This window comes from Mesorhizobium sp. L103C131B0 (genome assembly GCF_000502275.1).
Taxonomy (GTDB): domain Bacteria; phylum Pseudomonadota; class Alphaproteobacteria; order Rhizobiales; family Rhizobiaceae; genus Mesorhizobium.
On the sequence record NZ_AYXC01000005.1, the window covers coordinates 195,200 to 208,169 of the forward strand.

The 12,970-nt window shown below is 62.0% G+C and carries 13 protein-coding genes and 2 pseudogenes; 6 read left to right on the top strand and 9 right to left on the bottom strand.

The features are described 5' to 3' along the window. Positions 1–311 precede the first annotated feature (311 nt). Both X730_RS152785 and X730_RS152780 read left to right on the top strand, forming a co-directional pair. Entirely contained in the window at positions 312–683 is a 372-nt protein-coding gene (locus X730_RS152785) for a hypothetical protein (protein WP_023826240.1), read from the top strand. 83 nt (positions 684–766) lie between these two features. Further along, positions 767–1,282, top strand: coding sequence for a hypothetical protein (locus X730_RS152780; RefSeq protein WP_023826241.1), 516 nt, complete (start codon positions 767–769; stop codon positions 1,280–1,282). Between the two features lie 44 nt (positions 1,283–1,326). On the opposite strand, the gene X730_RS152775 is transcribed toward X730_RS152780, so the two are convergent. The 7 genes and pseudogenes from X730_RS152775 to X730_RS01000000164410 form a co-directional block, all read right to left on the bottom strand. After that, on the bottom strand, positions 1,327–2,205 hold the full coding sequence (locus X730_RS152775; protein WP_050589071.1) for a DUF4198 domain-containing protein: 879 nt from the start codon (positions 2,203–2,205) through the stop codon (positions 1,327–1,329). A gap of 9 nt (positions 2,206–2,214) precedes the next feature. Continuing rightward, positions 2,215–2,700 (bottom strand): hypothetical protein, encoded by a 486-nt coding sequence (locus tag X730_RS152770; protein WP_023669181.1) that lies wholly within the window; start codon positions 2,698–2,700, stop codon positions 2,215–2,217. Beyond that, a complete protein-coding gene (locus X730_RS152765; protein WP_023669182.1) occupies positions 2,697–3,284 on the bottom strand; it encodes a HupE/UreJ family protein in 588 nt (195 codons plus the stop codon). The genes X730_RS152770 and X730_RS152765 overlap by 4 nt, the downstream gene beginning before the upstream one ends. A gap of 29 nt (positions 3,285–3,313) precedes the next feature. Then, positions 3,314–4,555, bottom strand: coding sequence for a hypothetical protein (locus X730_RS152760; RefSeq protein ID WP_155922440.1), 1,242 nt, complete (start codon positions 4,553–4,555; stop codon positions 3,314–3,316). 115 nt (positions 4,556–4,670) lie between these two features. Beyond that, positions 4,671–5,101 (bottom strand): annotated as a pseudogene (locus X730_RS1000000169230) (enoyl-CoA hydratase-related protein); the annotation flags it as partial. Positions 5,102–5,152: 51 nt separating this feature from the next. Next, positions 5,153–5,389 (bottom strand): 4-oxalocrotonate tautomerase family protein, encoded by a 237-nt coding sequence (locus tag X730_RS152755; RefSeq protein WP_023669184.1) that lies wholly within the window; start codon positions 5,387–5,389, stop codon positions 5,153–5,155. A gap of 24 nt (positions 5,390–5,413) precedes the next feature. Then, a pseudogene (locus tag X730_RS01000000164410) lies at positions 5,414–6,123 on the bottom strand (SDR family oxidoreductase). Positions 6,124–6,514: 391 nt separating this feature from the next. On the opposite strand from X730_RS01000000164410, the gene X730_RS1000000165320 reads away from it, so the two are divergent. After that, positions 6,515–7,147, top strand: coding sequence for a sensor histidine kinase (locus tag X730_RS1000000165320; RefSeq protein WP_023669186.1), 633 nt, complete (start codon positions 6,515–6,517; stop codon positions 7,145–7,147). Between the two features lie 254 nt (positions 7,148–7,401). Here X730_RS1000000165320 and X730_RS152750 read toward each other — a convergent pair whose 3' ends face one another. Continuing rightward, positions 7,402–7,917 carry a DNA starvation/stationary phase protection protein gene (locus X730_RS152750; RefSeq protein WP_023826243.1) on the bottom strand — a complete coding sequence of 172 codons (516 nt, stop codon included), beginning with the start codon at positions 7,915–7,917 and terminating at the stop codon, positions 7,402–7,404. A gap of 676 nt (positions 7,918–8,593) precedes the next feature. Here X730_RS152750 and X730_RS152745 point away from each other — a divergent pair. Then, positions 8,594–10,558, top strand: coding sequence for an ABC transporter ATP-binding protein/permease (locus X730_RS152745; RefSeq protein WP_031196870.1), 1,965 nt, complete (start codon positions 8,594–8,596; stop codon positions 10,556–10,558). A gap of 64 nt (positions 10,559–10,622) precedes the next feature. Continuing rightward, positions 10,623–11,411, top strand: coding sequence for a DUF1194 domain-containing protein (locus X730_RS152740; protein WP_023714977.1), 789 nt, complete (start codon positions 10,623–10,625; stop codon positions 11,409–11,411). A gap of 51 nt (positions 11,412–11,462) precedes the next feature. On the opposite strand, the gene X730_RS152735 is transcribed toward X730_RS152740, so the two are convergent. Next, a complete protein-coding gene (locus X730_RS152735; RefSeq protein WP_023673297.1) occupies positions 11,463–12,398 on the bottom strand; it encodes a glycosyltransferase family 2 protein in 936 nt (311 codons plus the stop codon). Between the two features lie 248 nt (positions 12,399–12,646). On the opposite strand from X730_RS152735, the gene X730_RS152730 reads away from it, so the two are divergent. Next, entirely contained in the window at positions 12,647–12,967 is a 321-nt protein-coding gene (locus X730_RS152730) for a DUF1330 domain-containing protein (protein ID WP_023826245.1), read from the top strand. Positions 12,968–12,970: the final 3 nt, after the last annotated feature.

Below are 12,970 nucleotides of genomic sequence, written 5' to 3' on the forward strand. Positions count from 1 at the left end.
TATCGGAGACGGTGCCGACCACCGATCTAGCGGCCACTGAACTAATTCACCGCCACCAGGCAGCCTAGCCCCGCGAGCGCGAGGATCACCGTACTTTGAATGCTATCGTTCACTCCGTTCTTTTACCGAAAACCCGATCTCAAGAATTGGGTCGATCGAACGACGTACACAATCACACCCTTCGTATTGGAGCTCAGATACCTTTTCGAAGCAATACCAAGGAACAATAGCCCTATTAACATTCGCTACGATCTCCCATCCTGAAGAAGGTCTTGATCTCCGACGGAGGGCGAGTGACCCGGGCAATAAAGATGATCACCGTTTTTACGTTTCTGGCGCCCGTCGCGTTTGCCGGAGCGGCTCGCGGACAATCAGCTGGTACGACTGGGATCTCTACGGATGCCGAGGATGATGGGTCGGCGGCCGGGCCTCCTTCGGCGCCGAACCAAGTTGGCGAGCCAATCGGGTTGGGCGGCGACTGGCTTGGTTTGAAGCCCCTCCTCGCAAGCGAGGGCATCATTGTCAGCAGCCACTACATCTCGGAAGCAGCGTGGAACTACACGGGTGGGCGACGCCAGAAAGTCGATGAGACCGAGGAGTTCAATGTCGGCGCCCAAATGAAGGGCCTGATCGCCGGCGGGCCGAGCGGCGAACTGGGTTCGGCATTGCCCGAACCCACATAAGCGGCCGCTTGGCCGAGCGGGGCCGGGCTGAAGGAGCGAGCTGACATTCTAAAGGCCAAGACGGCCTGGACGAGGAGACCAAAATGTCGCTGCAAGACGCTGCCTCCCTCGGCCAGGTAATTGCGGCACTCGGGGTGCTGGGTTCGCTGTTCTTCGTCGGACTTAAGGTTCGGCAAAGCGTGCGTTTTCAGAAACTAGCGGTCATCGACTCGCTTTCCACGTCGATCGCCTGCCTCAATATTCCGGGGATGGAAGCGCCGGCCCTGGGCGAAGCCTTGGCGATTGTAACTCAGGATTGGAACGCGTCGAGCCGCGAGCAACGGATCATCGCGCATTACTTCCTTTTCTCCTATTTCAAGCTCGCGGAGAATGCCTGGTACCAGCGCGAGGCTGGGATTCTGGAGCCGGCTCAATGGCACGGCTGGGAAAATATGGTCCGCATGTATTATCATAGCCCTGGTGTGCAAAGCGTATGGTGGCCGCGGCGTCACGATGCTTATTCGCACCCGTTTCAGCTCTATCTGGCCCGCACCCGGCCACCAGAGGATTTTGGAGCCATGAACGACGTCTTTCGTGACCATGCGCTGGCAGCAACGTAGCTCGCACACGGCAGCTGGCGCTTCCGAGGCTCAAGCCGCCATGGCTAAGGAACCCGAACTGCCCGGTTCGGTGAAAAACCGAAGCTCAGGCTGGAAAACGTCGTGTCGAAATCGGTCTCGGCCGAGCTCGGCTGGACCCTTGTCCAAATGACATTCAGCAACCAAGTCCCACCGGACGGCATGGCGAAGGTGGCGCGTCCCGCGTGATCCGTGCGGTGCATCTCGAACGGCACGGCGTCGTCCTCCAAGCGCGTCAGCTTCACCAACGCGCCCACCAGCGGCCGCCCGAGATAAAGAACGCGCACGGGAAGCGTGGTGGATCGTGGCAGCGCATAGGGGCTGCGATCCGGTACGATCTCGAGGGGCAAGCCTAAGATACGGGTGGCCTGCGACTGGTTACCCTCAACTGCGCCCCCCACCTGCACGATCGACTTCGCGCACCGGCTGTAATTCTCCGATCCGTCGCGGTCCATCCGATTGAGCCGAACCCGTAGGTCTATCGCCGGCGTCAATCCTTCGGCCTTGATGTAATCGTTGAATCTGATGAACGGGAGGTGCACTTGGGCGCGATCGTCCGTCTGGAAGACGATTACATGGGCACCGGACTTCTGCAAGACGAAGGATCCATCTGCTGACGGCGCGCCCAATTGCAATCGCTCTTTGAGATCGACCCTGGACCCATCTGGAGCAAACGCTTCATATCGTATGATGCGGCGAAGCGTGATCGGTGAACGCTGGCGGGCAGGACCGTGTCCTACCTGCAGCGTCATGGTCGTGATGGCCGTGGGCGACAGCCAAAACGCGCTTGGCTGGACCCAGAAGTCATGGGCATTAACCGGCGCGCCACCGCAGCACAGCACGATTGCGAGCGCCAAGCGCGCGCGTCGGCGTCGAATGGAGCGTTTGGGATGATCAAGGTTCATGGCGGCGCTCTATTCGAGATGATCGGGCAAGTAGCCCGGTGTAACGGGGAGGAACGGCAGCGTGGCGCACAGAATGGCGATGGCGATGAGCCAACTCGACCCGACCTTGACGGCGATCGGCGCCCGCCGAGCGACCAGCCAGCCGGCGGGTATCAGCACGATCAACATCAAGCACGCCTTTGGCAGGTCCGATGGCGAGCCGGCGAGCCGGACCACTGCGGTGACCCACACCCCCGAGTTGAGCGAGAGGGCGAGCCCGCTACGCCACCCAACACCGCCGGGCAAGTGCACAGTGGCGGCATTCACCACGGTGGTTGCCCAGCACCCGAGAAAGGCGATCTCCAACCAGCCGCGCGGAAGCTCCAGTTGGGACAGCGCGCCAAGCGTGATGGCCAACGCAATGAGGCTGACGATCCGAACGCGCGGCGTGGCAAAAGCGAGCGCGAGAGCCAGCGCCGCCAGCAGCAGGGCTGGAGGAAGTGCTCCGCCCCTCACACGCTCACCGCCGCTTGGAGAAACCACAAGCCGGCAGCGGCGATAAGACCGCCCACCAGGCGTACCGCAATACTACCCCAGCGATAAGCATTCAGCGCGCCGATGCCGATGCCCGCAACGTGCAACAGGCCGGTCGCGAGGACGAAACCTGCGCTGTAGGCGACGGGATCGGCTGCCGACGGCAGCTCCCTGCCATGGGCGTACCCATGGAACAGCGCAAAGGCAGCCACCACGATGGCCGCGGCCCATACGGGAGCCCTGATGGCCAGGGCGATGCAACTCCCGAGCACCAGAACCGATAGCGCGATGCCGATCTCCACCGATGGTGCCGGCAACCCGACCATGCCGAGTACCGCGCCGACTGCCATGACCGTTGGGAAGACCACCGGCAGCAGGTAAATGAGAGGGCGCCCCAGGAACGCGCCCCAAAGACCCACCGACACCATTGCCAGCAGATGGTCAGCGCCGCTCAGGGGATGCCAAAACCCCCAACCGAATCCCCCGGGCAGTCCGGTTCCCGTATGCGCTTGCGCCGAACCGGACATCAGCAGCACACCGGCGACGGCCGCCACCGCCGCGGACATTCGAAAGTTTCGGTCGGACATCCTCACGGTCAATGGTCCACGCCCTTGGGATCGGGCGGCGCCAGGAACGGGAAGATCGTCGCCGAAGCCGGATACTCGTCGCCACGCAAGCCGTCCCAGGCGATACCGTGCGTCGTCCCGCTGACCAGCAACGACCGCCACATGTTTGGCGTGTCGTAGGTCGGGCTGCGACCACCGCAATCGCCGTCGAACTGCGAAAGTTTGGCCAGTGATGCGAGCTCGACCGCTAGAAACTGCCGGCAGACCCGCGCCGCACTGTTCACCCATAGGCGATCGTCCACGAACATGGTGGCAAGGGCATGGTAGCGTTGTGCCGGTGCCGGGGACCTTTCCGTAAGCAACTGATTGCCGCACTTGCCGTCGAGGCTGTCCTGGAACGCCAGAGATTTCTCGATCCGCGCCATATACGACATCCTGGCTTTCGCGCTCGCCGTGTTGAACGCTTCCCGCTCGTCACCGCTCGCATCATCAGTTGAGAAGGGTGAAACGCCGAGCAGCGTGTTGCCCACGAACGGCCGCGCCATCTGATCGAGAGTCTTGGCCGATGTTGTCGATGAACCCCTCACCGCCAGTATCGCCCCGCCCTTCGACACGACCGCAAGGTCGACCGAGACGACGATGGCGGAGGCGGTCCAGTTGGCGAGGAGGTTCGTGGCCGGGCCGCCGTCGGTATGGCGCCATTGGTCGCCAACCTTTGCGATGGTTTCCTCGTCCAGCTGCGGACATCCGGCTTCGTCGGGTTGCGCGGCACCGCTCTTTAGCGCGGCCAACACAACCCCATAGGCGGCCAATGACCCCTTGACGTTGTTGTAGAACGGATCGTCCCGCAACCCGGCGAACAACCGGAAGTGACCGTTGCGGCTCTCCAGCCCCTCCGCGTCGCTGGCATCGCCTTCCACTGAATCCACGGTGCCCAATTGGCAGCTTGCCATTTTTGGCGCGGGAAACCGGCAGATGATCTCCGTCGAGGCAGTAGTGCGGCCAAACGCCTTCCCGCTGTCAATGCGAAATATGTACTGGAGCCGGTCCGAGAAGGTGTGCCCGACAACGGTCATGCCCAGGTTCAACCGATCGCCCTCTGACGCTGTCCAGGCATAGACATCGCCGATATCTGCCTGCGGGTTGCCGGTCATGGCCGGAGAGTCGAAATGGTCGGAGCTTCGCCCGGGTTGGCCGCTGCTGACCACCAACGCTACCGCCGAAACTGCGGTCGCTAAACCTCGCACGGCAGGCCATTTTTGTCGGCGCATTGCGATCACTCCTATTTTCGTTGTGTCGCAGAGTTAGGCTGGCGCAGGAGACCTTTCATATTGGACGAACGTGTCGGCGATACCTTGGTCTATTGAAGCGCCTTGGTCTGATCCCGGGCAGCGCCCGATTCACATGGCCGTAGCGCTTCGCCAACTCACCGTTGAATTCGCCGGCCCCACCAGCATCTCCATAGCGCGGCTACCCCAATCACGCGTGGCACCTGGGGCATTGGCCCGCCGCCTGGGGCAAATACCGCGCCGACATCGAATTGCGAAATAATTACCTTTTCGCGGCAGGCGAAGCGTATGTCCGCGGCCAGCGCCACTTCACTGCCAATACGGCTGAAACCAGGATAGTCGGGCGCAACGAAGTGATAGCGGGTCGGCGAGCAGCGGCAGCGGCGAATCGTAGATGCGCGACGACGACGGGAAGCGGTGGAGCAGCAGGATGGTCAACGCATCGCACGGGCCCGCTTCACGGTAGAATAGTCCCAACCGATCCACCTCGACGGTGGGATACGTCACGGTCGCCGACGTCGAAGGCAAACCATGTCAACTGAAACACCGGCATGCCTTTCGGGGGAGACGCAGTGGGACTCAAACGCCCTTTACTGCCAACAGCTTGCGGTATTCGGCGACGGGCATTCCGCCCCAACCCCAATTCTCCATCTCCACTTCCTCAAACACTACCCACGTCCAGTCCAGCGGCTTCCCGAGAACGTCGAGCAGTACCTCGCTCACGCCCATGTAGATGGCTGCTTTCTGCTCCTTTGTAACATGGTCCACACCGGGCTCGGTGCCCTCGCGCGTGAGCTGGACGGTAACAATAGGCATGAAGACTCTCCTTTGACTGGTGGGTCAGTGGCCAGCGCTCTGGCCGCCGTCGACATGAAGGGTTTCCCCCGTCACGAAAGGGGCATCCTCCAGGTAGAGGACCGCGCCGACGATGTCGGAAATCTCACCAAGGCGGCCGAGCGGATGCAGGCCCGCCAGCGCCTCGTACGTCTCCGGCGCATGCATCGGCGTCCTGATGACGCCCGGCGACACGGCGTTCACCCGGATTCCGCTGCGGGCATATTGATCGCCAGACTCCGGGTCGCAGCGTCGAGCCCGCCCTTTGTCAGCGAAGCGAGCACCGATGGCACCTTTGAACTGGCCTGCTTAACAAGGCTCGTGGTGATATTGACGACGTGGCCGCCGCCCTGACGTTCCATTGCGGCGATCACGGCTTGCGTGGCGAAGAAGAAACCGGTCAGGTTGGTCGCGACCGCGCGGCCGTAATCCTCTGCCGAGTAATGCGTGAAACTGCTAGCAAGGAAGATGCCGGCGTTGTTTATCAGCGTGTCGACCCGCCCGAAACGCTGGAGTGTTTCCTCGACCACCCTCGGCCCCGTAGAGGGGTTGCCGATATCGCCCGCGATCGCGAGTAAATCCGATCGATCGGAAGGTTTGATAGAGCGAGAGGTGGCAACGACGCGATAGTTCCGGCCGAGATAGGCCTCAACCAGCGCCGCGCCAATGCCTTGCGACCCGCCGGTGATGAGAACCACTTTTTGTTCAGTTTGCATGACAGACCTCGATGATGTTGGGGACCACGGACCCAGCTGCGCCGCGTCTCTTCCCGGAGTGAACATGTGGACAATCAAGGCCTGCAACCATTGTCCAATGGTGTCGCGGATACTTTGATATTGGCGGTAATAACGTGACTGTCGCCACATTATTGGTAATCGAGCGGCGCCCCACAGTGCCGACCAATATGGGGCGGAGATTTGTCTTAATTCGCCCGCACGGGCTTTGCCCGGAGATACTCAGAGCGCCAATCCACGCGGCGTACCTCCGTCTTAAGTATTGCCGACACCTTGGCGCAATGGAACGTTTCGACGGGGTCTGCTGTGGTCTTTTACAGAACATCGCGAATGGCGCTCTTGTGGTGGGGCGGCGTTACCGGAGGATCTGGCCATGCTAACTGGATTTGCGAATCCATCACCCGCGTCGGACCAGCCGCTGGCATCGCATCTGTTCGAAGAGATCAGCCACCGGGTGATCAACGAATATAGCGAAGCGATCGCGATCCTGTCGCTGGCCGCGTCCCGGGGAGAAGCGACGGCCGCGCCAGCGTTGAGGCGCGCCGCGGACCGTCTGCATGCGATGGCTGAGGCGCATCGATCCCTTCTCGTACCGATCGCCGAGGAAAACATCGACCTCGGTCATCATGTCGGGAAGTTGTGCTCCAGCCTGTCGCGCGCATACCTCAGCGAGCGGGGCATTCAGCTGACCGTTGCAATGGACGAAATCCCGCTCGAGGCCGCGCGGTGCTGGCGCGTCGGTCTGATCGTCTCCGAACTTGTCCGCAACGCGGCTCGCCGTGGCCTGAAGGATCGCCAGGGTTCCATCCGTGTCACACTGAACAGGAGTGGCAGCAGCGCCTGGTGCGTTGTCTGCGACGACGGATGCGCCGCCTCTGATCCGCCTGAGGGACATGAGTGGCGGTTGATACGCGCGCTGACGGCGGAACTTGGCGGCTCTGTGCAGTGGAAATTCACCCCGTGTGGATCGGTTGCGGGTGTGCGCTTCCCTCTGATCACGCCTTAGCTTCTGCACCCGAAAGCTTCTACACCAAAACTGCCAGCAACGCGGTCTGCGCTCTTATCAGAACGCGCGCGTTTCCATGAGCTTGAGCCAACTTCGCGCAGGAAAGTCGATGCGGATCAATGCCACCCGACCAGCGGTCAGCAAAATGCCCCCGACCGCGTTGCACTCCAACTGGAGGACGTTGCATCAGCACCGAATGCGCGATCCTTGCCGGGCGTGCAGAATCGCATCCGCCGCCTTGCCCGCTTTTTCGCTCAGGCGCGGCAAATCTCGTAGAGAAACCAACTGCGCCGTTCGCTTTCGTCGATCCATCCTTCGATCAGGCTCGCGGTGGCAATGTCCGAATAGCTATCGCACAGCTCATGGACGCGACGCAGCTCGGCCACCAACTGCTTATTGTCGCCGTGAAGCTCGGCGAGCATGTCCTGCGGATCAACATAGTCGGCATTGTTGTCGAGGATGCGCTGGCGTCGCGCGATATCGGAGATCGAACGGATCGTGGTGCCGCCGATTTTGCGCGCGCGCTCGGCGATCGCGTCGGTCATCTCGAAGATCTGATCGCCATGCTCGTCGAGCAGGAGGTGATAGTCCCGGAAATTCGGACCACTCATGTGCCAGTGAAAATTCTTGGTCTTAAGATACAAGGTGAAGACGTCAGCGAGCAGACCGGCCAGGCCGGCAGCGATGTCGCGGGTCGCGTCGGAACCAAGATCTGTCGGAGTGCGCAGGAAGCGATCCGAGCCGGCTGTCTTGCTCAACTGTTGCGTCATGATCCCAGGTCTCTCTACAGGCCGCGCACCGGCGTCTTTTCGATACGTCAGAATACGAAATGCCGTGTTCTGATCCAATCAGACGAAGGTATAGGCGCGCTCGCAGGGACGCGATTGCATCTTAGTCAGGCCTTCACGAGCGAATTGACGCAAGCCGGATTTGACCGCAATCACCGTAACCACGCCTGAAGACTTACCGCATCGGGATGGCGGCCCTCAACCTGCCACCGACACCAAGGTGCTATGGACCGTGTCGGGCAGTACGGGCATCGTGTCGGCATCGCTGAACCGACATCCAAGTGACCGAAGTCCATGTCGCCGACAGCGCTCGGCCGCCGGGCCGAGGGACGTAGGCGCGGCAGTATCGTCTCGCCACGTGGAACCTTGGTGATCAAGGTGGAAAATTGCGTCGCCCGGAATTTACCGAACGTGTCTGTAGTTCTGGGGTGGCGGACTGGTTGGGGAGCGGCGGCCGTCGGCTCTCTTCATCTGGTTCAGCATCGCACATGAACGCAAGGATCTCGGTAAGACTGACCAAATGGACAATCAGGCCACTGTTCAGCCGATCACCGTAGCCGTGGAAGCCAGCAGCCTGCGCGATCAGGTGGCGACGATCAAACGGGCGCTGATAGGCTCACCGGTGCGCAAGTGGCTGGGCTGGACGTCGGTCGGCATTATGGCNGGTGGCGATCGACATCCGCTGGCTACCGTAGCCGTGGAAGCCAGCAGCCTGCGCGATCAGGTGGCGACGATCAAACGGGCGCTGATAGGCTCACCGGTGCGCAAGTGGCTGGTCTGGACGTCGGTCGGCATTATGGCGGTCATCGTCGCGACGTCGATCGGCCAGGTTCTGCTCAACCGCTGGAACCAGCCTTTCTACGATGCGCTGGCGCGTCGCGACATGGCGGCCTTCCTGCATCAGCTGATGATCTTTGCCGTGATTGCCGGNTTCTACGATGCGCTGGCGCGTCGCGACATGGCGGCCTTCCTGCATCAGCTGATGATCTTTGCCGTGATTGCCGGCACGCTGCTGCTGCTCAACATCGCTCAGACCTGGCTCAACCAGATGATCCGGCTGAAGCTGCGCGAGGCGCTGACGCTCGACCTGATCGACCAATGGATGCGGCCGGCGCGGGCCTTCCGGCTCGCCAATGCCGGCGCCATCGGCGTCAATCCCGACCAGCGCATGCAGCAGGATGCCGCGCATCTGTCCGATCTGTCGACGGACCTCGGCGTCGGCCTGCTGCAATCCTTCATCCTGCTGGTGTCGTTCGTCGGCGTGCTTTGGCAACTCTCGTCGGGCTTCGTCTTCCACATCAACGGCTGGTCGCTGGCGATACCGGGCTACATGGTCTGGGCCGCGTTCCTCTATGCCGGCATCGCCTCCTGGCTGAGCTGGCTGGTCGGGCGGCCGCTGATCCGCCTCAACAGCGACCGCTACACCCGCGAGGCCGAGCTGCGTTCCGGGATGGTGCGCGTCAACGAGAATGTNATCCGCCTCAACAGCGACCGCTACACCCGCGAGGCCGAGCTGCGTTCCGGGATGGTGCGCGTCAACGAGAATGTCGACGCCATCGCGCTCTATCACGGCGAAGCCGATGCCAAGAGACGGCTCGAAATCGACCTTGGCACGGTGCTGGGCGCGATGCGAAACATCTACAAAGCGCAGATCAACCTTTCCTGGGTGACCGATACCTATGGCTGGATCACCGTGGTGGCGCCGATCCTGGTTGCATCGCCGGTCTATTTTTCAGGCGACATCAGCTTTGGCGGGTTGATGATGGCGGTCGGCGCCTTCAACCAGGTGCACTCGTCGCTGCGCTGGTTCATCAACAATATCGGCGGCATCGCCGACTGGCGCGCCACGCTGATGCGCGTTGCCGACTTCCGCATTGCGCTCGATGAAACCGATGTGTTGCACGACAAGGAAAAGCGCATCGAATTCGGCGATAACGCCAATGGCAGCCTGACCTTCGAGAAGCTCCAAGTGGCCTCGCCGGAGGGCTGCACCAAACTTTTAGACAGCCATGTCGAGATCCATCCCGGTGAGCGCGTCATGATCACCGGCGACCCAGGCGCCGGCAAGACATTGTTCTTCCGCGCCATTGCCGGCCTTTGGCCCTGGGGCAGCGGGCGGATCGGCTTGCCGGCCGGAGAAACGCCGATTTTCGTGCCGCGTGTTCCGTATTTTCCTGCCGGCACGTTACGCGAAGTGCTGCATCCGAATGGCTCGGCGCCGGCTGGCGATGCTGATTTTGGGGCGGTGCTGGCCGAGGTCGGCCTCGAGCGGCTGTCATCCTCGCTCGACCGTTCCGCACGCTGGGAGCGTGAACTCAACGATGACGAACAGCGGTCGCTGGCCTTCGCCAGGCTGGCCTTGCGGCAGCCGAAATGGGTGATCATCGACGAAGCGATGGACGCGTTCGATGGTCCTTCGCTGCGAAGGGTACTGTCCATGCTGGAGAAACGCCTGCCGGAAACCGCGATCCTCAACATCGGGCGCGGACTGCACAATGGTCATTTCTTTCCACGCGCATTGAACATCGTGAAGGATACGGGTGCTGCGCCACTGAAACCCGCCCGAGTCAGGACCGGCGCCATCGACCCGCCGCCGAAAGCGGCCGTGCGGCGAAAGAAGTAGAAGGGGCTTTATTTCGCCGCGATCGCGGCGAAGATTCACGGGTCGAAACATCCGTGGTGCGGCCATGCTCGATGCGCTCAGCCTGCTTGCCTGCCTTGCCTGCACCACGCCCGTGGCTGCCCCGGCCGTTGCCGTGGATGTCGAACTGGTGCTGGCCGTCGACATCTCACAGTCGATGGACGAGAGGGAGTTCGCGCTGCAGCGCGCTGGCTATGTCGAGGCGCTCAGGCATCCCGATTTCATCAAGGCCGTGCGCTCGGGAACCACCGGGCGCATCGCGCTTGCCTATTTCGAATGGGCGGGCGTCGTGCGCGAGGATGGCGTCATCGCCTGGCAGGTGATCGACAGCGCAGAGAGCGCCAACGCCTTCGCCGACAGAATAGAAGCGCGGCCGTTCCGCAGCTTTCGCGGCACCTCGATTTCCGGTGCGCTTGCCTTCGGCGCCGGGCTGTTCGAGGGCACGGGGTTCGATGCGCCACGCAGCGTCATCGACATTTCCGGCGACGGTCCCAACAACACCGGGCTGCCCGTCGCCACGACACGCGATGCGGCGGTGGCCAAGGGCATCGTCATCAACGGCCTGCCGATCCTGATCAGCCCGTCGCCGACCTTCAGCCATCTCGACCAGTATTATGACGACTGCGTCACCGGTGGGCCCGGCTCCTTCGTGTTGCCGATCTATGCGGCCTCGGAATTCGCCACCGCCATACGCCGCAAGCTGATCCTGGAGGTGAGCGGCATCGCCGATGCGACCGTGGTCCCGATCGATGCCGCCGCACCCATGGACTGCCTGCAGGGCGAACGCGACCGGCGGCTATATTCCGACCCATATCTGCCGGAACTCGACAAATGAGGTTTGAGGCAGTTCGGAGGGGAAAGCCGCTGCGCGGCTTGTCGGCAAACTTCAGGCCGGCCGTGCACCGTATTTGTCGCGAAATTCGGCATAGAGATCGCGGCGCCAGCGCCGGCCGCCGACATAGCCACGCAACAGCTGCGGCAGCGAATAGCCAAGCGCCTTCGACGACCGGTTGGCCATATAGCCGGAGAACGCCTGCGAAACCCTGCCCTTGAGTGCATCGGCGATGAGCTGCCGGGCGATCATGTAAGGCGGAATGTAGGGGTAGCGGTCGGCGATATAGGGGTGCTTGTCGATCAAGCTCGCATAGGCTTCGACATAGCCGTCCCGGCGACCGGAGATCGAATTCTCCGAGTTGTACTTTTTCCAGTCGATCACTTCGGACAGCTGCGCGCCGCTGCGACGGGCAAAGCGCAGCAACAATTCGCGATCCTGCATGCGCGTGACGTCACTGTCGTAGCCGCCGATGGCCAGCAGCGACTCGCGCCGGGCGGTGATTGCCGACCCGGCAATGAAGATGGTCTGCGCGACAAGGGCCCGCTCCAGCGAGTCGCGGCTCAGCAGCGCTTCGCGGTTGACGCAGTTGGTGCGGCGATTGCCCTTCAGCGACACGAAGGAACTGATCAGCACTTCGAGCGAGGGATTGTTGTCGAACTGCTCCAGCGTCCGCGCCAGGCGATCCGGCAAATAGACGTCGTCGGAATCGAGGAATGTCACCACCGGCGCCTGCGCCCGCTCGATGCCGGCATTGCGGGCGGCATTGGCGCCGCGCCATTTCGAGCCAACATAGATCAGCCGTGGATCGCGGATTTCGGCAAGTGCGGCTGCCGTACCGTCGGTCGAGCCGTCATCGACGACAATGTGTTCGAACCGGGGAAAATTCTGCGCCAGCACGCTCTCCACGGCGCGCACCACCTTGCTGCGGCGATTGTGCGTCGGTGTGATCACCGAGATCAGCGGAGCGAGGTCGGTTGCCTTGGACATGTTGCTTCGATTGTGCCCCGAAATGCCTGGAGGCCGGAGGTTTTGATGGTCGCCGTCCAAGCCTTACCCCGGGATGGCATTCGATTCGACGCTACAAAAAACCAGCGGCAATGTCATCACAAACTGTTGAGCCAGGACGCCGGTAAGCCGGCCGATTACCCCAGACGTAATCGACCGATGGCCATCATGTCTGCAGATTGCGCCAACGAAGCCGGTCGTCGGGCTTCGATCTCACAGGGAGTTCAGCCATGGCCGCCTACGCCGTCGCCCATATGCGTCAAGTCACAATGGGCCCGCAGATTGTCGAGTATCTGCAGAGGATCGACGCCACATTGGAGCCGTTCGGCGGCCGCTTCCTTGTCCACGGCGGCGACATGGACGTGGTCGAAAACGAATGGCCCGGGCATCTGATCGTCATCGAGTTTCCGGACAGGGCGCATGCGTGGGGCTGGTACGATTCATCAGCCTATCGGGAGATTCTGGTCTTGCGCACCGACAACTCCCACGCCGATGTGATCATCGCCGATGGCGTTCAGCACCCGCACAAGGCGACGGACGTGCTGGAATAGGGG

Excerpts from the sequence above, each read along its gene's own strand:
- X730_RS152785 (WP_023826240.1), top strand. The coding sequence starts at position 312 with ATGATCACCGTTTTTACGTTTCTGGCGCCCGTCGCGTTTGCCGGAGCG.
- X730_RS152780 (WP_023826241.1), top strand. The coding sequence starts at position 767 with ATGTCGCTGCAAGACGCTGCCTCCCTCGGCCAGGTAATTGCGGCACTC.
- X730_RS152775 (WP_050589071.1), bottom strand. The coding sequence starts at position 2,205 with ATGAACCTTGATCATCCCAAACGCTCCATTCGACGCCGACGCGCGCGC.
- X730_RS152765 (WP_023669182.1), bottom strand. The coding sequence starts at position 3,284 with ATGTCCGCGGCGGTGGCGGCCGTCGCCGGTGTGCTGCTGATGTCCGGT.
- X730_RS152760 (WP_155922440.1), bottom strand. The coding sequence starts at position 4,555 with ATGCGCCGACAAAAATGGCCTGCCGTGCGAGGTTTAGCGACCGCAGTT.
- X730_RS152755 (WP_023669184.1), bottom strand. The coding sequence starts at position 5,389 with ATGCCTATTGTTACCGTCCAGCTCACGCGCGAGGGCACCGAGCCCGGT.
- X730_RS1000000165320 (WP_023669186.1), top strand. The coding sequence starts at position 6,515 with ATGCTAACTGGATTTGCGAATCCATCACCCGCGTCGGACCAGCCGCTG.
- X730_RS152750 (WP_023826243.1), bottom strand. The coding sequence starts at position 7,917 with ATGACGCAACAGTTGAGCAAGACAGCCGGCTCGGATCGCTTCCTGCGC.
- X730_RS152740 (WP_023714977.1), top strand. The coding sequence starts at position 10,623 with ATGCTCGATGCGCTCAGCCTGCTTGCCTGCCTTGCCTGCACCACGCCC.
- X730_RS152735 (WP_023673297.1), bottom strand. The coding sequence starts at position 12,398 with ATGTCCAAGGCAACCGACCTCGCTCCGCTGATCTCGGTGATCACACCG.
- X730_RS152730 (WP_023826245.1), top strand. The coding sequence starts at position 12,647 with ATGGCCGCCTACGCCGTCGCCCATATGCGTCAAGTCACAATGGGCCCG.